Annotated in this window: 18 protein-coding genes; 9 read left to right on the forward strand and 9 right to left on the reverse strand. The window is 72.3% G+C overall.

Annotation, left to right across the window (positions count from 1 at the left end; genetic code table 11):
- Positions 1 to 264 precede the first annotated feature (264 nt).
- Entirely contained in the window at positions 265 to 1,914 is a 1,650-nt protein-coding gene (locus ACFYZ4_RS15380; protein WP_351303169.1) for a lytic transglycosylase domain-containing protein, read from the forward strand.
- Positions 1,915 to 2,090: 176 nt separating this feature from the next.
- On the opposite strand, the gene ACFYZ4_RS15385 is transcribed toward ACFYZ4_RS15380, so the two are convergent.
- Positions 2,091 to 2,294, reverse strand: coding sequence for a cold-shock protein (locus ACFYZ4_RS15385; RefSeq protein WP_030162033.1), 204 nt, complete (start codon positions 2,292 to 2,294; stop codon positions 2,091 to 2,093).
- A 237-nt stretch (positions 2,295 to 2,531) separates the two neighbouring features.
- Here ACFYZ4_RS15385 and ACFYZ4_RS15390 point away from each other — a divergent pair, with 237 nt between their 5' ends.
- From ACFYZ4_RS15390 to ACFYZ4_RS15405, 4 genes are all read left to right on the forward strand, one after another.
- On the forward strand, positions 2,532 to 3,395 hold the full coding sequence (locus tag ACFYZ4_RS15390; protein ID WP_351303759.1) for a menaquinone biosynthesis protein: 864 nt from the start codon (positions 2,532 to 2,534) through the stop codon (positions 3,393 to 3,395).
- 200 nt (positions 3,396 to 3,595) lie between these two features.
- Positions 3,596 to 5,407, forward strand: a complete 1,812-nt coding sequence (locus ACFYZ4_RS15395; protein ID WP_390784114.1) for a protein kinase — start codon at positions 3,596 to 3,598, stop codon at positions 5,405 to 5,407.
- Between the two features lie 78 nt (positions 5,408 to 5,485).
- Positions 5,486 to 6,685, forward strand: coding sequence for a cyclic dehypoxanthinyl futalosine synthase (gene mqnC, locus ACFYZ4_RS15400; protein WP_384341519.1), 1,200 nt, complete (start codon positions 5,486 to 5,488; stop codon positions 6,683 to 6,685).
- Between the two features lie 13 nt (positions 6,686 to 6,698).
- Positions 6,699 to 7,343, forward strand: coding sequence for a hypothetical protein (locus tag ACFYZ4_RS15405; RefSeq protein WP_390784115.1), 645 nt, complete (start codon positions 6,699 to 6,701; stop codon positions 7,341 to 7,343).
- Here the strand turns inward: ACFYZ4_RS15405 and ACFYZ4_RS15410 are convergent.
- Together ACFYZ4_RS15410 and ACFYZ4_RS15415 are read right to left on the reverse strand one after the other, a co-directional pair.
- Positions 7,309 to 7,674, reverse strand: coding sequence for a response regulator transcription factor (locus ACFYZ4_RS15410; RefSeq protein ID WP_384341517.1), 366 nt, complete (start codon positions 7,672 to 7,674; stop codon positions 7,309 to 7,311). The genes ACFYZ4_RS15405 and ACFYZ4_RS15410 overlap by 35 nt on opposite strands.
- A 48-nt stretch (positions 7,675 to 7,722) precedes the next feature.
- Complete coding sequence (locus tag ACFYZ4_RS15415) at positions 7,723 to 8,622, reverse strand: DUF3152 domain-containing protein (RefSeq protein WP_390784116.1); 900 nt, start codon at positions 8,620 to 8,622, stop codon at positions 7,723 to 7,725.
- Positions 8,623 to 8,887: 265 nt separating this feature from the next.
- Between ACFYZ4_RS15415 and ACFYZ4_RS15420 the strand changes: the two genes are divergently transcribed.
- The gene (locus ACFYZ4_RS15420) at positions 8,888 to 9,580 is read left to right on the forward strand and encodes a demethylmenaquinone methyltransferase (RefSeq protein WP_384341516.1); all 693 of its coding nucleotides are present in this window, start codon (positions 8,888 to 8,890) and stop codon (positions 9,578 to 9,580) included.
- Positions 9,581 to 9,612: 32 nt separating this feature from the next.
- Positions 9,613 to 10,509: a glutaminase gene (locus ACFYZ4_RS15425; RefSeq protein WP_390784226.1), complete on the forward strand. Its 897-nt coding sequence runs from the start codon at positions 9,613 to 9,615 to the stop codon at positions 10,507 to 10,509.
- Between the two features lie 143 nt (positions 10,510 to 10,652).
- Here ACFYZ4_RS15425 and ACFYZ4_RS15430 read toward each other — a convergent pair whose 3' ends face one another.
- Positions 10,653 to 11,180 (reverse strand): GNAT family N-acetyltransferase, encoded by a 528-nt coding sequence (locus tag ACFYZ4_RS15430; protein ID WP_390784117.1) that lies wholly within the window; start codon positions 11,178 to 11,180, stop codon positions 10,653 to 10,655.
- A gap of 97 nt (positions 11,181 to 11,277) precedes the next feature.
- Here ACFYZ4_RS15430 and ACFYZ4_RS15435 point away from each other — a divergent pair, with 97 nt between their 5' ends.
- Positions 11,278 to 12,561: a geranylgeranyl reductase family protein gene (locus ACFYZ4_RS15435; RefSeq protein ID WP_351290702.1), complete on the forward strand. Its 1,284-nt coding sequence runs from the start codon at positions 11,278 to 11,280 to the stop codon at positions 12,559 to 12,561.
- A gap of 41 nt (positions 12,562 to 12,602) precedes the next feature.
- On the opposite strand, the gene ACFYZ4_RS15440 is transcribed toward ACFYZ4_RS15435, so the two are convergent.
- The 5 genes from ACFYZ4_RS15440 to ACFYZ4_RS15460 form a co-directional block, all read right to left on the reverse strand.
- Positions 12,603 to 12,920: a hypothetical protein gene (locus ACFYZ4_RS15440; protein ID WP_390784118.1), complete on the reverse strand. Its 318-nt coding sequence runs from the start codon at positions 12,918 to 12,920 to the stop codon at positions 12,603 to 12,605.
- Between the two features lie 51 nt (positions 12,921 to 12,971).
- Positions 12,972 to 14,192, reverse strand: coding sequence for an ABC transporter permease (locus tag ACFYZ4_RS15445; protein ID WP_390784119.1), 1,221 nt, complete (start codon positions 14,190 to 14,192; stop codon positions 12,972 to 12,974).
- Positions 14,189 to 14,848 carry an ABC transporter ATP-binding protein gene (locus tag ACFYZ4_RS15450; RefSeq protein ID WP_351588471.1) on the reverse strand — a complete coding sequence of 220 codons (660 nt, stop codon included), beginning with the start codon at positions 14,846 to 14,848 and terminating at the stop codon, positions 14,189 to 14,191. The genes ACFYZ4_RS15445 and ACFYZ4_RS15450 overlap by 4 nt, the downstream gene beginning before the upstream one ends.
- Before the next feature lie 110 nt (positions 14,849 to 14,958).
- The gene (locus ACFYZ4_RS15455) at positions 14,959 to 16,629 is read right to left on the reverse strand and encodes a peptidoglycan-binding protein (protein ID WP_390784120.1); all 1,671 of its coding nucleotides are present in this window, start codon (positions 16,627 to 16,629) and stop codon (positions 14,959 to 14,961) included.
- Positions 16,626 to 17,078 carry a hypothetical protein gene (locus tag ACFYZ4_RS15460; RefSeq protein WP_351290694.1) on the reverse strand — a complete coding sequence of 151 codons (453 nt, stop codon included), beginning with the start codon at positions 17,076 to 17,078 and terminating at the stop codon, positions 16,626 to 16,628. The genes ACFYZ4_RS15455 and ACFYZ4_RS15460 overlap by 4 nt, the downstream gene beginning before the upstream one ends.
- Positions 17,079 to 17,331: 253 nt before the next feature.
- On the opposite strand from ACFYZ4_RS15460, the gene ACFYZ4_RS15465 reads away from it, so the two are divergent.
- Positions 17,332 to 17,742 (forward strand): hypothetical protein, encoded by a 411-nt coding sequence (locus ACFYZ4_RS15465; RefSeq protein WP_390784121.1) that lies wholly within the window; start codon positions 17,332 to 17,334, stop codon positions 17,740 to 17,742.
- Positions 17,743 to 17,744: the final 2 nt, after the last annotated feature.

Below are 17,744 nucleotides of genomic sequence, written 5' to 3' on the forward strand. Positions count from 1 at the left end.
GGACGGCGCGCTGGGCGGCGGCCAGACCCGGACCGTCAGGATTGAGGCGGGCCCCGATCGGAAATCACTTCCGATCGGGGCAATACGGTCAGGGAGTTGGGGTATCCGGCCGTTCGGCCACGAGACCCCGGTGAAGCCGAGACGAATGGTGCGTCACATCTGTCGGTGGCACGGCGAGTCGGGTTCGAATACCTGATAGACAGTGGATATTCACGGCTGGACCAGCCGTATACCTTTGACGGCTCCTGGGGGGATCGCCGCACTGTGAAGCCGCTTCACCGTCACCTCGTCAACACCTCGCGCAAGGTCCTGTGCACGGCCGCGCTCGCGGCCAGCCTGACCACCGCCGCGGTCGTGACCAATCCGTCGACCGCCGACGCGGGCGAGTCCGAGCCGACTCCGGACAGCCCGCAGGCCACCGACCGCGGTGACGCCCGGCTGGACCTGCCCGACATCGTCGCAGACCCGCCGCCCGCCGGTGCGGGCGTGCAGGAGGGGGCCAGCGGGATACCCGCGACCGCCCTCGACGCCTATCACCGCGCCGAACTCTCGGTCGCGGCCGCACTTCCCGGCTGCAAGCTGCCCTGGCAGCTGCTCGCCGGCATCGGACGGGTCGAGTCCGTCCACGCGTCCGGCTACGGACTCAAGGCCGACGGCTACACCGAGAAGCCGATCCGCGGACCCCGTCTCGACGGCAACGGCTTCGCCGAGATCCGGGACACCGACAAGGGCGAGTGGGACGCGGACGCGGTGTACGACCGCGCCGTCGGCCCGATGCAGTTCATCCCGTCCACCTGGGCCACGTGGGGCGCCGACGGCAACGGCGACGCCAAGCGCGACCCGAACAACATCTACGACGCCGCGCTGGGCGCCGGGCTCTACCTGTGCGCGGGCGACCGGGACCTGTCGAACCAGGCCAAGCTCGACGCGGCGATCCTCAGCTACAACAACTCCCGCGAGTACGTGAACACCGTGCTCGGCTACATGCGGCAGTACCAGGACGGCGGCGCCGCCGAGGTCCCGAACCCGCCGGCCGGGAACTACCCGCCCGTGCAGCCGGGCACCCTGCCGACCCCGCAGACCCCGATCACGCCGACCCCGACGCCCAAGCCGACGCCGACCCCGACGCCGACTCCCACCCCGACGCCCACGCCGACCCCGACTCCGACCCCGGAGAAGCCGGCCGCGCACCTGCAGGACCTGACGGTGCTCGACGGGCCCGGGATGACGGCCGAAGCCGGCGCGGCCTTCACGGTGACCCCGAAGATCAAGCTCCTCCTGAGCGACGGCAAGCCCGCCGCCGACCGCGAGGTCATCTTCGCGGTCGAGGAGGACACCACCGGCGGCACGCTCTTCGGGGCGAAGGAGTCCCTGGTGGTCAAGACGGGCGCCGACGGCATCGCCGCCGCGCCCGGCCTGAAGGCGGGCACCAAGGCGGGCACCTTCAAGCTGCGCGCCTCCGCCTACGACACGACGACCAGGCTCACGCAGAGCTTCGAGGGCCGCGTCACGGTGACGGTGACGGTCGCCGACAAGCTGTCGCGCCCGGAGGGCTCGAAGCCGCTGGAGGCGGTCGCCGGTACGAGCCTCAAGGGCGTGGAGGTCCTCGCCACGGCCGCGGGCAAGGCCGTCGCCGGTACGGAGACGGTCGCCGACCTCGTTGTGAAGGACGCGGACGGCAAGTGGGTCCCGGTGGACCCGGCGACCGCGAAGGCCCCGTACTTCAAGGACGAGGACGGCAAGAAGGTCTTCGGCCGCGTGCTCCCCAAGACGGGCGCCGACGGCAAGATCGTCCTGCCGGAGCTCTTCACCACGGACGTGGCCCCGGGCCCGTACTCCCTGCGCCTGACCACCAAGGACAACGTGACCCTGATCCTGGACATCATGATCACCGCCCCCACCCCGCCCGCGTAACTCCAGGGCCCGTACGGCAAGTGGCCCCCGGCACCGTCAAGGTGCCGGGGGCCACTGCCGTATCCGCCCCCCACCCCGGGAGGGAAAAGGCAGGAGCCCTGCCGCTCTGCTCGCGCAGAGGTGACAGGGCTCCTTGGGTACTGCATTTCCAACCCGCGACAGGTTGGCCCAGGCGACTAGGCCGGGGTGACGTTCTCCGCCTGCGGGCCCTTCGGACCCTGCGTGACGTCGAAGTTCACCATCTGGTTCTCCTCGAGGGAGCGGAAGCCAGAGGCATTGATCGCGGAGTAGTGGACGAAGACATCCGGGCCGCCGCCGTCCTGGGCGATGAAGCCGAAGCCCTTTTCAGCGTTGAACCACTTCACGGTTCCGGTAGCCATGAGCCCTCCTATGGGCCAAAGGGTCGCCCTGCTCCAGAACCTGCTAAGAAGTCTGAAAACTACAAAAGCCTGCGGGTCACATTCTCCGCAGGCCTCGTACTGCAAGGGAAACCAAACTGCAACTTGCGTCGAGCCTAGCACGCACCCTGCGGCGGAGACCAGAGGGAAAGATCACGTCACCCGGACGTTTGAGACCCGCCCGAAGGCTGACGCCGATGCGGGGGCTAGTCTCGCGATGTGGACGTCTACCGCAGCCGGCCCCGCGTCGGCCACATTCAGTTCCTGAACTGCCTTCCCCTCTACTGGGGCCTGGCCAGAACCGGCACGCTGCTGGACCTGGAGCTGACCAAGGACTCCCCCGAGAAACTCAGTGAGCGCCTCGTCCAGGGCGACCTGGACATGGGTCCGATCACCCTCGTGGAGTTCCTCCGCAACGCCGATCAGCTCGTCGCCTTCCCCGACATCGCGGTCGGCTGCGACGGCCCCGTGATGTCCTGCGTGATCGTCTCGCAGGTGCCCCTGGAGCAGCTCGACGGAGCCCGCGTCGCCCTCGGCTCGACCTCTCGTACGTCCGTACGACTCGCTCAGCTGCTGCTTTCCGAGCAGTACGGGGTACGGCCCGACTACTACACCTGCCCGCCCGACCTGAGCGTGATGATGCAGGAAGCGGACGCGGCCGTACTGATCGGAGACGCCGCGCTGCGCGCCTCCCTCCACGACGCGCCCCGGCTCGGGCTGACCGTGCACGACCTGGGGCACATGTGGAAGGAGTGGACCGGACTGCCGTTCGTCTTCGCCGTCTGGGCCGCCCGCAAGGACTACCTCGCCCGCGAGCCCGGCGTCGTGCGCGAGGTCCACGAGGCCTTTCTCGCCTCCCGGGACGTCTCCCTGGAAGAGGTCGCCAAGGTCGCCGAGCAGGCGGCCCGCTGGGAGGCCTTCGACGCGGACCTGCTGGAGCGGTACTTCACGACGCTCGACTTCCGTTTCGGCCCCGATCAGCTGGCCGGCGTAAGGGAATTCGCACGCCGTACGGGATCCACGACGGGGTATGCCGCGGATGTGGCCGTGGAGCTGCTGAGCTCGGTGGTCCAGGAGTGCTGAGCGGGTTTACCGAGCGGTAGCCCATCGGGCCGGGCGACCGAATGCGAAGTTTCTCGGGAATTCACGCCTTTTTGCATTTCCGCTCGCGTCAGGGAAATGCAAAAGGGTGACAGGGCACTTCCCCCGCGCCGGCAGCCCATAGGCTGCTGCTCGGCCGGGTGGCACAAGGCGCCCGCGATCACGGGGAATTGGGGGACGCGATGCAGCCGCTCGAAGCCGGTGAGCCGCGGACCATCGGCGCGTACCGGCTGCTCGGCCGGCTCGGCGCGGGTGGCATGGGCCGGGTCTACCTGGGGCGCAGTGCGGGCGGCCGGACCGTCGCCGTCAAGATCGTGCACCCGCACTTCGCCGCCGACGAGGAGTTCCGGGCCCGGTTCCGCCGCGAGGTGGAGGCGGCCCGGCGGGTGGGCGGCGAGTGGACCGCGCCGGTGCTGGACGCGGACCCGGAGGCACCGGTGCCGTGGGTGGCCACCGGATACGTGGCCGGTCCCTCCCTGGACCGGGCGCTGGCCGCGCACGGGCCGCTCCCCGAGTCCTCGGTACGGGCCATCGGCGCGGGCCTGGCCCGCGCCCTGGTGGCCGTGCACGGTCTGGGCCTCGTCCACCGGGACGTGAAGCCCTCGAACGTGATGCTCACCCTCGACGGGCCGCGGCTGATCGACTTCGGGATCGCGCGCGCCACGGACGGCACGGCCTCGCTCACCTCCACCGGCGTCTCCGTCGGCTCGCCCGGCTACATGTCGCCCGAGCAGATCCTCGGCAAGGGCATCACCGGGGCGGCCGACGTGTTCTCGCTCGGCGCGGTCCTGGCCTTCGCCGCGACCGGACGGCCGCCCTTCACCGGGGACAACTCCGCCACCCTCCTCTACAAGGTGGTGCACGAGCCGCCCGAGCTCGGCGCGGTGCCGGCCGGGGAGCTGCGCGAGCTGATCGCGGCCTGCCTGGCCAAGGCGGCGGCCGAGCGGCCGTCCCCGGACGCGGTCGCGGCGGCCCTCGGCGGTGCGCTCGGCGCCCCCGGCTGGCTCCCCGCGCTGCTGGTGGAGGAGGCCAGCCGGGCCGCGGTGGCCCTGCTGGACCTCGACGCCGATCCCTCCGCGGGCGGGCCCGGGCCGGTGGCCGGTTTCGGGGCGCCCGACCCGTCGTACGGGAGCGGCGTCACGGCGGACGCCCCCTCGGGGCCGGTGCCGTTCACGGCCGCCTCGTACGGGGGCCCGGCGGGCGCCGGCTTCGGCGCGCCCGGCCCGTACCAGTCCTACGGGAGCCAGGGTTCGGCGCCCGGGGTGTTCGGGGCCCCGCCCGAGACCGGGACCGCGGGCTCGGGCGCCGGCGGCGCCGGCCCGTACGGCGCGTCCGGTCCCACCGCCGGCGGGGGGCTGCCCGGGCAGCGGACCGCCGCGGAGGGGGCGGGGGGCCGGCAGGTCAGCGTCAGGGCGGCCGGCCGCCGCTTCAGCTGCACCCTCGTCCTGTCGGCCGCGGCCGTCCTGGCCCTGCTCACCGGCGGGCTCTACGGCATGGACCTGCTGCCCGGGCAGGGGGAGAAGACCCGGGACGTGGCCAGTGAACCGCGGCCCTCCACCTCGGCTCCGGCCGCGTCCGGCGCCACCCCGGACGCCACGCCCAGCGGGAGCGCGTCGGCGCCCAAGGGGACCCGCACCGACGTCCCGAAGGAGCTGATCGGCACCTGGAAGGGCACCGTCACCACCGCCCGGCTCGGGGCCTCCACCGAGTTCGAGATCACCATCAAGGGCGGGAAGACCGGCGAGGTCGTCGCCCGGGACAAGTCGGTCCTGGCGGTCCTCGGCACCGACTGCAGCGGTGACTGGAAGCTGTCCTCCGCCACCGACCGCTCGCTCGTCCTGGACACCTCGGGCAACCGCAACCCGGCTCCGGGGATCTGCTCCAACGGCTCCGCCGACGAGCGCTTCACCCTCAACTCCAACGGGACGCTGCACTACAAGTCCGGCGACAGCCCCGCGGGGAACCCCGAGGGAGACCTGACCCGAAGCCCGTGACGGGGCGCGGGAACCCCTGGCGTAGGCTGGATCGGTCCGGACCTTGACACAGACACACCGCCGAAAGGTGACTCACCGGTGACCGACCAGGCCGTTCTCCAGTCTGTCCTCGACCGCGCCGCCGCAGGGGGCCGGATCACCAAGGAAGAGGCGCTCGACCTCTACCGCCACGCGCCGCTGCACGCGCTCGGCCAGGCGGCCGACGCGGTGCGCCGCCGCCGCTACGCCGGTACCGAGCACATCGCGACGTACATCATCGAGCGGAACATCAACTACACGAACGTGTGTGTCACGGCGTGCAAGTTCTGTGCCTTCTACGCGGCCCCCAAGGACGCCAAGAAGGGCTGGTCCCGCGACCTCGACGACATCCTGCGCCGCTGCGCGGAGACCGTGGAGCTCGGCGGCACGCAGATCATGTTCCAGGGCGGGCACCACCCGGACTACGGCGTCGAGTACTACGAGCACCACTTTGCAGCCATTAAGCAGGCGTTCCCGCAGCTGGTCATCCACTCCCTCGGCGCGTCCGAGGTCGAGCACATGGCCCGCATCTCGGGCGTCTCGGCGGAGGAGGCCATCCGGCGCATCCACGCGGCCGGCCTCGACTCCTTCGCGGGCGCCGGCGCCGAACTGCTGCCGGAGCGGCCGCGCACGGCGATCGCCCCGCTCAAGGAGTCCGGCGAGCGCTGGCTGGAGATCATGGAGATCGCCCACAAGCTGGGCGTGGAGTCCACCTCCACCATGCTGATGGGCACCGGCGAGACCAACGCCGAGCGCATCGAGCACATCGCGATGATCCGGGACACCCAGGACCGTACGGGCGGCTTCCGCGCCTTCATCCCGTACACCTACCAGCCCGAGAACAACCGCCTCAAGGGCCGCACCCAGGCGACGATCTTCGAGTACCTGCGCATGATCGCGATCGCGCGCCTCTTCCTCGACAACATCGCCCACATCCAGGGCTCCTGGCTGACCGTCGGCAAGGAGGCGGGCCAGCTCTCGCTGCACTACGGCGCCGACGACCTCGGCTCGATCATGCTGGAGGAGAACGTCGTCTCCTCGGCCGGTGCCAAGCACCGCTCCAACCGCCAGGAGATCATCGACCTGATCCGCAAGGCGGGCCGCACCCCGGCGCAGCGCGCGACGACCTACGAGCACCTGCTGGTGCACGACGACCCGGCGAACGACCCGGTCGACGACCGCGTCGTCTCGCACATCTCCTCCACCGCCATCGAGGGCGGCACGGCGCACCCCGAACTGAAGCTCATCTCCACGAACTGACGCGTCCGACACGATGCTGACGCTCCACACCGCCGAACTCCTCGTATCCGGGCCGGGCCGCGCACCGCTGCTCGCCGGTGCGGTCGTCGTCGACGGCGACCGGATCGCCCGCGTGGGACCGTACGAGGACCTCGCCGCGGCCTTTCCGCACGCCCGCACCCGCCGCTGGCCCGGGGTGCTCACCCCGGGGCTGCGGGTGCTCGGGGCGGACGAGCTGCTGGAGCGGACGTACTACCCGGACGACCCGTACGAGGTCCCCGAGCTCGGCGCCGACCCGATCAGCGGTGAGGCCGCGGTGGAGGCCCTGAAGATGACCGAGGCGCGCTGGGGCAACAGTGCCCGGCGCGGCACGCAGAAGCTCCTCGCGCGCGGGGTGGTCGCGGTGTGCGGCCGCTTCACGATCGCGTCGGTGCGCACGGCGGTGAGCCGCTCGGGGCTCATGATCCTGCCGCCGGCCGCCTACGAGGAGCCGCCCGGCCTGGATCCCCTCGCCGGCCGGGACACGGCCGGGGAGGCCTTCCACGGACAGCTGGAGCCGGGCGTCGTGGCCCGCTTCGCGGTCTTCGCCGTGGCGGACGAGGCCGAGCTGCTCGCGCAGGGCGCGACCACCTGCGTGGCCACCGTCATCGGCGGGCGACTGCTGCACCGCCGCCGCTGAGGCGTTCGTCCTCGGTGCGCCGGGTGTCCTCGCGGGCGAGGGCCGCGAGCAGGCAGGCCTGGAGGCGGCTGATGCCGCCGAGCTTGGCTCTTATGTTGACCACGTGGAACTTGACCGTGCTGACGGACAGTTGCAGCTCGACGGCGAGTTCCTTGTTGGAGGCGCCGGTGGCCAGGCACAGGAACACGGCCGACTCCTGCTCGGTCAACAGGGCCTCGGCAGACTGCGCGTCGGCGGGCAGGACCTCGTCCGGCGTCTGCGGCCCGGCCGGTTCCCCGTACGCCTCGTAGGAGGGGAACCACGTGGGGACGCTGAAGCTGACGACGCGCACATGATCTCCTAGCCCCGGCCGACCCGCCCTGTGATCGGCTCTCTCCCCCTATAGGACGGAGGGACCGGACAGGTAGGTTCCATTCGAGTCGTACGGCCAGGCGTTGGACTTACAGCCGAGGAGTCCCTTGATCTGCTGCATCATCGCCGGAGCGGGCTGGCCGGGGCCCGGGCACGACTCGTGCCCGCGGCCGAGGTCGTGCCCGACCTCGTGATTGATGATCAGCGCCCGGTACTCCTCGGGTGAGCCGTTGAACTGCGGCGAACCCTCCTGCCAGCGCTTGAGGTTGACCACGACGGTGTGACCCGTGCTGCAGTTGGTCTCGCCTATGAGCTCGGGCGTTTCCACTTGGCACAGGCTGTCGGTGGTCTTGGGCGTCGCGATCTTGACGGTGAAGTCGACGGGCTGGCCCGCCGCGACGAGCTGGAAGCCGTACCGCGGGTCCTTCGTCCAGCCGCGCGGGTCCCCGAGGATCGCCTCGACCGAGCGGGCGGCCGCCTCCGGGTCGACCCCGCTGCCCTCCTCGACCTCGATCCGCCAGCGGCGCGCGGGCCCCTTGCCCTGCGCCTTGCCGGCGGCGGAGGAGGACTTGAAGACCCCCGGCCGGGCGGCCGACGGGGAGGGCTGCGGCGAGGGCGAGTCCTGGGGCTTCACCGTCGGCGACGCGGAGGGCTGGGGGGAGGGGGACTTCTGGCCGCCCTGCGGGACCGCGTTCCCGGAGCCGTCGGCGGACTCCGCGTCCGTCGGGTCCGGCGAGGCCGAGGTCCGGCCCGCGGCGGTGTTCGCGCCGTCGTCCCCGGGAAGCAGCGTGTACGCGGTCGCCGAGACCACGACCAGTGCCGCCGAGCCGAGGAGGAGCGTGCGCCGCAGCCGCTTGCGCCGCTCGGCCCGGCGCTTGGCGCGCGGGCCGCTGCGGCTGGAGCGACCGGTGGAATGGCCTGCCGGCATCGTGAAGCTTTCTGTTCGCGGCGGCCACTGCCGGGCCGGCCACGATTCGGGTGCCGGTCCGGTGGGTGACCCTCACCGGGCCGCACCCTGTCAGTCAACGTGTGCGCGGGTGCGCGGCGTAACTGTCCTTCGGAACAGTTTCCGATATCCACCCGGCGGCGGTCACGGCGGGTAGCCGTGGAGCCCCCGCGTCCGGCGGGGGTCCGGCCTGAGAGGATGGGGCCGTACCCGCCGATCCGCATCGCACACCGAGGGGCGAACGCCAGTGACAAGGGCTTCCCTGGACAAGCAGCCGCACGAAGTCGCCTCCATGTTCGACAGGGTCGCGGCGAACTACGACCTGACCAACGACGTCCTCTCCCTCGGCCAGGACCGGGTGTGGCGCAAGGAGGTCGCCAAGGCGGTCGGCGCGCGCCCCGGACAGAAGGTCCTCGACCTGGCCGCCGGTACGGCGACCTCCTCGCTGCCCTTCGCGGCGACCGGCGCGTACGTCGTCCCGTGCGACTTCTCCCTGGGCATGCTCAGGGAGGGCAAGAAGCGGAACTCCTGGCTCCCGCTGACCGCCGGCGACGCGACGAAGCTGCCGTTCAAGGACGACGTCTTCGACACCGTGACGATCTCCTTCGGCCTGCGCAACGTCCAGGACACCGACGCGGCGCTGCGCGAGCTGTACCGGGTGACCAAGCCCGGCGGCCAGGTCGTCATCTGCGAGTTCTCGCAGCCCACCTGGGCGCCCTTCCGGACGGTCTACACCGAGTACCTGATGCGCGCGCTGCCGCCGGTGGCCCGCGCCGTGTCGTCCAACCCCGACGCGTACGTGTACCTCGCCGAGTCCATCCGCGAATGGCCCGACCAGCCGGCGCTCGCCGGGCTGCTGCAGAAGGCCGGCTGGTCCAAGGTCGCCTGGCGCAACCTGACGGGCGGCATCGTGGCCCTCCACCGGGGCACCAAGGCCTGAGGGTGGACACCGCACCCTTCGACTACGGTGCGCTGCTGGAGCGGATCGTGGCGGACATCGCCCCGCTGCTGGGCAGCGGCACCCCGGCCGAGTACATCCCGGCGCTCGCCTCCGTCGACCCGGGGCAGTTCGGGATGGCGGTCGCCGACCTCGACGGCAACGTCTTCGGGGTGGGCGACTGGCAGGTCCCCTTCTCCGCGCAGTCCATCACCAAGGTCTTCGCGCTCGCCCTCGCCCTGGCCGAGGGCGGCGACAGCCTGTGGGAGCGGGTCGGCCGGGAGCCCTCGGGCAACCCGTTCAACTCGCTCGTACAACTGGAGTACGAAAGCGGCATTCCGCGCAATCCATTCATCAACGCGGGCGCCCTCGTGGTCACCGACGTGCTCCAGACCCTGACGGGCGACGCGAGCAGCGAACTGCTGGAATTCCTCCGGCAGGAGAGCCAGAACCCGGACATAGGCTTCGACGCCGAGGTCGCGGCCTCCGAGCAGTCGCATGGCGACCGCAACGCCGCCGTCGCCCACTTCATGGCCTCGTACGGCAACATCGTCAACCCGGTGCCGGCGCTGCTGGAGCACTACTTCTGGCAGTGCTCCATCGAGATGAGCTGTGCCGACCTGGCCCGCGCCGGACGCTTCCTGGCCCGGCACGGGCTGCGCGCGGACGGCTCGCGGCTGCTGACGCGCAGCGAGGCGAAGCAGGTCAACGCGGTGATGCTGACCTGTGGGACGTACGACGCGGCAGGCGAGTTCGCGTACCGCGTCGGCCTGCCGGGGAAGAGCGGGGTCGGCGGGGGGATCGTGGCGGTGGTCCCGGGCCGGTGCGTCCTGGCCGTCTGGAGCCCCGGCCTCGACGCCCGCGGCAACTCGGTCGCCGGCGTAGCCGCGCTCGACCGCTTCACCACCCTGACGGGCCTCTCCGTCTTCTGACGCGGGCCCCCGCGGCGCCGCTGCCGGGGGCTCCGCCCCCGGACCCCCGCTCCTCAAAGATCCAGCCTCGCCGGCGTTTGAGGCGCGGGGTCTGGGGCGGAGCCCCAGGGCCGGGCGGAGCCCCAGGGCCGGGCGGAGCCCGGTTACTCGCCCCGCAGCGGGAGCTCGTAGCGGCGGGCCGGGTTGCCACCCGGAGTGGTGAACTCCTCGGCCAGCTCCATCCCGAGCCGCTCCGCCACCGCCACGGACCGCGCGTTGCGGGCGTCGATCATCGCCACCACGTGCGGAACCCCGGCCTCCCGGACCCGTTCCAGCGTGGCCAGCGCAGCGGCATACGCGTAGCCCTGCCCCCACGCGGAGCGCCCCAGCCGCCAGCCGATCTCGATCTCGCCGACCGGCCCCCACGACTTCTCCGCCGGCCACGGCTGCGCGCCGGTGAAGCCGATCACCGCGCCCTCCCCGTCCAGCAGGGTCCACAGGCAGTAGCCGAGCCGTGCGTCGTGCATGCGCTGGCGCGCGGTGATCTCCTCGTACGCCGACAGTTCCGCGGGACCGCCCAGGAACTCCATGACGTCGGGGTCGGCGAAGACCGCGTGCCAGGCGTGCGCGTCCTCGTCCGTGGGCACGCGGAGCTGTACGGCCGGAAGCGGCCGGGTCGGCGAGGTGGTCATCGGAGGCACCCTTCGGATCGCGATCTCTCTCGCTGCATAGACTGCACATGTCCGGTGCCGTTGGGCACCCTTTATCGAGCCTTCGGGAGACCCCGCAGTGACCGAGCTCCTCTCCGAACACTCCGCGGACGTGATCGTCGTCGGGGCCGGGCCCGCCGGTTCGACCACCGCCTACTACCTCGCCAAGGCCGGATTGGACGTCCTGCTGCTGGAGAAGACGGCGTTCCCGCGCGAGAAGGTCTGCGGTGACGGCCTCACCCCGCGCGCCACCAAGCAGCTGGTGGCGATGGGCATCGACGTCTCCGAAGAGGCCGGCTGGCTGCGGAACAAGGGTCTGCGCATCATCGGCGGCGGCCAGCGGCTGCAGCTGGACTGGCCGGAACTCGCCTCCTACCCGGACTACGGACTCGTCCGCAAGCGCGACGACTTCGACGAGACCCTGGCCCGCCAGGCGCAGAAGGCCGGCGCCCGGCTGTACGAGCGCTGCAACGTCGGCGAGCCCGTACGCGACCCGCGCACCGGCCACATCACCGGCGTGCAGGCGAAGCTGGGCGACGAGAAGACCCCGGTCACCTTCCGCGCCCCGCTCGTCGTCGCGGCCGACGGCAACTCCTCCCGGCTGTCCCTCGCGATGGGCCTGCACCGGCGCGAGGACCGCCCGATGGGCGTCGCCGTCCGCACGTACTTCACCTCGCCGCGGCACGACGACGACTACCTGGAGTCCTGGCTGGAGCTGTGGGACCGGCGCGGCGCGCAGGACCGGCTGCTGCCCGGCTACGGCTGGATCTTCGGCATGGGCGACGGCACCTCCAACGTCGGCCTCGGCATCCTCAACTCCTCCTCCGCCTTCAAGGAGCTGGACTGGCGCGAGGTCCTCAAGGCCTGGTGCGCGTCCATGCCCGAGGACTGGGGCTACACCCCCGAGAACATGACGCAGCCGATCCGCGGCGCGGCCCTGCCGATGGCCTTCAACCGGCAGCCGCACTACACCAAGGGCCTGCTGCTGGTCGGCGACGCGGGCGGGCTCGTCAACCCGTTCAACGGCGAGGGCATCGCGTACGCCATGGAGTCGGGCCAGATCGCGGCCGACGTCATCGTGCAGGCGCACGCCCGGGCCACCCCGGCCCAGCGCGAACTGGCGCTGCACAACTACCCGAAGGTGCTCAAGGAGACCTACGGCGGCTACTACACGCTGGGCCGCGCCTTCGTGAAGCTGATCGGCAACCCGAAGGTGATGAAGATCGCCGCGCAGCGCGGCCTGACCCACCCGGTCCTGATGCGGTTCACGCTGAAGATGCTGGCCAACCTGACCGACCCGACGGGCGGCGACGCGATGGACCGCATCATCAACGGCCTCTCGAAGGTGGCCCCGAAGGCCTGAACCGGGCGGCGGACGGCGGCGCCCGCGCGGGCGCCGCTCGTTCAGTCCTCCGTGTGCGTGCGCGGGTCCGTGGTCGGGGCTTCGGCGATCGTCGCGTCGGGGCCGGTGTCGGTGTCCGGGCGGCCGTGCACCGCGCGGACGCACCTCGCCAGCAGCACCAGCCCGCACACCAGCAGCGCGGCCGAGGCGGCCCAGCCGAGCCCCAGCGTGAGCGGGTGCCCCGGCTTCTGCCAGGGGCGGGCGGTCGTCAGCAGCCAGCCCCCCACGGCGAGCAGGCCGAGCCCGAGCGCGGCCGGGACTGCGGTGGGGTCACCGGTGGGGTCGCCGGCGCCGTGGGACTCGTACGGCTTCGGGTTCACGGGGACCACCACCTCCGGGGGCGGGTCGCTCTGACGGTCAGGGCGCCGCCGCTATCTTCGCAGGGCCTCGGCCGGTTCGACACGGGCCGCCCGCCAGGCGGGATAGAGGCCGGCCAGCAGCCCGGTGACCAGGCCGACGAGCGGGGCCGCGGCGACGGTGACCGGGTGGATCACCGGGGTCCAGTCCCGTACGAGGGAGACGGCGACGACGGTCAGCTCGCCCAGCGAGGTGCCGACCAGCCCGCCGAGGGCCCCGAGGGCCGCGGACTCGGTGAGGAACTGCGCCGAGACGTGCCGGCCGCGGGCGCCCAGCGCACGCCGCAGCCCGATCTCACCGGTCCGCTCCAGCACCGCGACGAGCGTGGTGTTGGCGATCCCGACGGCCCCGATGACCAGACAGATCCCGGCGAGCAGCAGGAAGAGCGCGCTCAGGTCGGAGGTGACGCCGGAGCGCAGGGTGCGCGGGTCCGGCGGCGGAACGGCCTTGAGGTACTCGGGGTGGTCGGGCCGCAGCGCGAGCGGGGCCAGGTCGGCGACCTGCCGGGCGGCCCCGAGCTCGGTGGAGATCAGCATGCTCGCGGAGCCGGGCGCCGGCGGACCCCACAGCTGCTCCGCGGTGGTGCGCGGGACGAGGACCGACATCAGGTGCTCGGGCCGGCGTTCCAGGTCGGCGACGATGCCGCCCACGGTGAAGGGCTCCTGGCCGATGTAGAGGGCGGGCCGGGTGGCCAGCGTGGTGATCCCGAGGCGGGTGGCGAGCCCGCTGCCGATGACGACGACGCGCTCGTGGCCGCGCTCGGCGAACTCGTCGTAGAGCCGCCCCTGCTGGAGGGTCGGAACGAGGGCGGCGACGGCCCCGGGGGAGGCGGCGACGACGGCGGCGCCGGTGGTGGCCTCGCCGGCGCCGGACGGCAGCGGGCCGACGGAGGTCCGCGAGTCCAGCCGTACCGTCCACATCACCCCGGCGTGCTCGATGCCCGCGACCGCGCGCAGCCGCCGTTCGGCGTCGGCGGGGAAGCCGGGCCCCGCGAACTCGTCCTGCTGCCCGGCGACGTCCTCGATGCTCACCTCGGTGGCGGTCAGGACGTTGAACCGGCCGTCGATCTGCGAGGAGATGGTGGCGGTGAGGCCGAGCACGGCCACGAAGCTGCCGACGCCGAGGACGGTGCCGAGGGCGGTGAGCGCGGCCCGGCCGGGGCGGCGCAGCATGCCGGCGACGGCCTCGGACAGGGCGTCGCGTACGGACAGCCGGGTCGGTGCGACGGTGCTCACAGGTGCAGCCGCCCGTCGCGGATCGTGACGGTCCGGCGGCCGCGCCGGGCCACTTCGAGGTCGTGCGTGATGACGAGGACGGTCATCCCGGAGCGGTGGAGGTCGTCCAGCAGCCCGAGGACGGAGGCGGCGTTGGCGGAGTCGAGGTTGCCGGTCGGCTCGTCGCACAGCAGCAGCGAGGGCCGTCCGACGAGGGCGCGGGCGATGGCCACGCGCTGCCGCTCGCCGCCCGACAGCCGCCCGGGCACGGCGCCGGCCCGGTGCCCGAGACCGACCTGGTCCAAGGCCTCGCGGGCCCGTACGAGGCGCTGGGCGCGCGGAATTCCGGTGTAGAGCATGGCGAGGGTGACGTTCTCCAGGGCGGACCGGTGGGGCAGCAGGTGGAAGGACTGGAAGACGAAGCCGATGCGGCGGCCGCGCAGGGCGGTGCGCTCCCGGTCGGGGAGGGCCGCGGTGTCGATCCCGTCGAGGAGGTACCGGCCGCCGGTGGGGGAGTCGAGCAGTCCGGCGACGTTGAGGAAGGTGGACTTCCCGGAGCCGGAGGGGCCGACGACGGTGATGAACTCGCCTCGTCCGACGACCAGCTCGCAGGGGTGGAGGGCTTCGACGGGCGGTGGCCCGGGGTAGGTGAGGCCGACCCCGCGGAACTCGATCACGGGGGCGGCCGGGCCGGCGGGCGTCTCGGCCTCGGGCGTCTTGGCGTCGACCCGGGCCTCGGGCGCCCCGGTTTCGGGGGAGGCGGCGCGGGAGCGTCGGGGGAGGAGCCTCACTTGGCCGTCCCGCGGTTCTCGCGGGTGCCGCGGGGCGCGACCCCGATCACCACGCGGGTGCCGGCCACGAGGGAACCCGCCCGGGCCGGGGTGACGGCCACGAAGCCGTCGCCGCTGGTGCCGGTGCGCACCTCGATGCGCCGCTGGGCTCCCTCGGCGGACACGGCGGTGACGACCGTACGCCCGTCCGCGCCGGCCGACACGGCGGTGACCGGGACCACGAGGGCCTCGCCGTCGGTGGAGGCGGACTCGATGGTCAGCCGGACGTCCTGACCGGCGAAGCCGGCGGGCAGCGGCTGGTCGGCGCGGACCACCATCCGGTAGCCGGGATCGGCTCCGCCGCCGCTGCTCCCGCCGGCGCCGTCCCCGCCGCCCTTGGCGTTCTGGCCCTGGTCCTGCTGCTGGGGCCGGCCGGCGGGCTGCGCGGCGGACCGCTCGGCGGCGACCAGCGCCACCTTCCCGCGGACGTCGGTGCCGGAGACCTCGGAGGAGACCACCACCGCCATGCCGGGGCGCAGCAGCTGCTTCCTGTCCTCCTTGAGGTAGGCCTCTACGACGAGTTCCCCGGCGGAGAGCGTGAGCACCGGGCCCGAGACGGGGGAGCCGACGCGGGCGCCGACGGAGCTGACGCGGGCGGGGAAGGAGCCCAGGAACACGGTCTCGGCGGCGGGCAGCATCGGCCCGTCGGCGGCCTCGGCGGCCGCGAGCGCGGCCTGCGCCTCCGTGAGGGCCTGCCGGGCCCGCACCAACTCCCGCCCGGAGCCCGAGCCGCCGGAGCCGCCGGAGCCGGAGCCGGAGGTGCCGGAGCCGCCCGAGCCGGAGCCGCCGTTCGCTCCCGTGCCCGCCGTCGTCCCGCCCTTGCCGGATCCGGCGTCCGGGGGAGCGCCCGAGGGGCCCGGCCGGGCGGTGGCTCCGCTGCCCGAACCCGCGGAACCGGCGGAGCCCACCGCGTCCTCGACGGCCCACGTCGCCGACCGGACCGCCTCCCGCGCCGACTTGAGCGCCGCGCCGCCGTCGGCGACCGCGGGCAGCGGCTCGTACCCGATGGCCCGGTAGCGGGCGGCGAGCGCGGCCTTCGTACCGGCCCCGAAGACGCCCTTCGGGTCGGCGCCGGTGCCGTGCGAGAGCTCGCGCAGCGCCTGCTGCACCTGCGCGACGTCGTCCCCGGTGGCCCCCGGCTTGAGGTCCCGGTACATCGGCTGCGTGCCGTGCAGGGTGAACACCGGCCGCCCGGAGACCTCGGCGATCAGCTGCCCCGCGGTGACCGGATCCCCGGCCTTCGGCGGCAGCTTGGTCACCATCGCCGCCCCCGGCCCCGCGCCGTCACCGGAGCGGATCCCCTGCGGGGACACCTCGACGCTCTGGTCGGCGACGACGGAGCCGCGCATCACCAGGGTCCGCGCGAGCACCCGCCGTTCGACCTCCGCCGTCAGGGCCCCCTGCGCGGGCGGGCCGGTCTCCGCGGCCACCTGCGCGGGGGACTTCACGAGCGTGGTGGCCAGCAGCCCCCCGACGGCCATCAGCGCGGCCCCGCCGACGACCCCGAGCACCACGCGCCGCCCCCGCGCGAGCCCGCTGCGGTCGTCCTCCGGGACCTCGCCGTGCTCGGTGTGCTCGGTCTGCTTGGTGCGCTCGGTGTGCTCCACGACGTGATCGAGCTCGCTCATCTCTCCGTCCGGCACTTCTTCAACGCGTCCACGTGGTCGCGCTTGAGCGCGGACCACTGCTCGGGAGTGCCCTTGGTCTGATCGATCTCACCGGTGACCGGATCGGGGTCCGGGTACCAGGACACGCCCTCGGCCCGCAGGCACGCGGACTCCTTCAGCGCGGCGGCGATCTGCTCCGGCGCGGCCGGCTGAGGCTTTGCCCGGGGCGGCAGCATCGGCTCGCAGGCCTTGTGCGCCTCCTCGTTCCAGGGCTTCGACTTGTCCTCGCGGGGCGCGCCGTAATCGGTGTGGACGATGGCCACGCCCTGCTTCTTCAAGCAGTCGTAGTAGGCGATTTCCTCGGCGGTGGGCGGCGGACTGTCGCTCGCCTCGGGTTCGTTGTCCCCGCCGCCGCACCCCGTGAGTGAAATGCATATCAGGAGCAGTGGAGCGAAATAGCGTGCGTGCACGACGGGAGTTCCCTTGCGGCGGTAGAAGTGGGATCTGCGCGCCCGTGCGAGAAGTGCGAGGAGTGCGCGCCGGGCGATAGTAGAGAGCGGAAAGTGCGCGCACAAGTTCCTGGACAGTAACCGGACATGACTGTCCATCAGGTGAGAAGGATCTGGTTTTCGGACGCCGTGACCTGTTGAATCCCGGCCGGACGGAGAGTCGCGATCATGGTCGTGGCTCCGCGTCGCCATTTCACTCGCAGAGGAGCAGATCATGAGCAAGGCATTCCGCGCGCTGACCACGGGCGGCGTCGCCGCCGTATCGGTGTGCGCGATTCTCCTTGGTGCGGCCGGACAGGCCGCGGCCTTGGGCAAGAACGGAAATCTGGAGGTCGACGAGTTCGGTCTTTTCTACTACCAGAATCAGACCGGTTGTGTCTTTGATCTGTTCGGCGAGGACCTGAACTTCAACGACAACTACTTCAAGACCGGGTGCACGGGCGCCGGGGCCCTCGTGAACGACAACACCGAGTCGTACAAGAACCGCGATGTCTACGCCTGGAAGGTCGCCACCGACGCGAACATCGACGGCAATGTCGGCGAGATCCCTTCGAACTACTCGGGCAACGCCTCGGCCAACTTCAAGAACAAGATCAGCTCGGCCACCTTCACCCTCCACCCCTGATC

The sequence above is a fragment of the Streptomyces sp. NPDC001513 genome (assembly GCF_042894695.1).
Classification (GTDB): Bacteria; Actinomycetota; Actinomycetes; order Streptomycetales; family Streptomycetaceae; genus Streptomyces.

What these genes read in the sequence shown, in the direction of transcription:
- ACFYZ4_RS15405 (WP_390784115.1), top strand. Translation starts at nt 6,699, where the DNA reads ATGCTGACGCTCCACACCGCCGAACTCCTCGTATCCGGGCCGGGCCGC.
- ACFYZ4_RS15430 (WP_390784117.1), bottom strand. Translation starts at nt 11,180, where the DNA reads ATGACCACCTCGCCGACCCGGCCGCTTCCGGCCGTACAGCTCCGCGTG.
- ACFYZ4_RS15465 (WP_390784121.1), top strand. Translation starts at nt 17,332, where the DNA reads ATGAGCAAGGCATTCCGCGCGCTGACCACGGGCGGCGTCGCCGCCGTA.
- ACFYZ4_RS15385 (WP_030162033.1), bottom strand. Translation starts at nt 2,294, where the DNA reads ATGGCTACCGGAACCGTGAAGTGGTTCAACGCTGAAAAGGGCTTCGGC.
- ACFYZ4_RS15455 (WP_390784120.1), bottom strand. Translation starts at nt 16,629, where the DNA reads ATGAGCGAGCTCGATCACGTCGTGGAGCACACCGAGCGCACCAAGCAG.
- ACFYZ4_RS15395 (WP_390784114.1), top strand. Translation starts at nt 3,596, where the DNA reads ATGCAGCCGCTCGAAGCCGGTGAGCCGCGGACCATCGGCGCGTACCGG.
- ACFYZ4_RS15415 (WP_390784116.1), bottom strand. Translation starts at nt 8,622, where the DNA reads ATGCCGGCAGGCCATTCCACCGGTCGCTCCAGCCGCAGCGGCCCGCGC.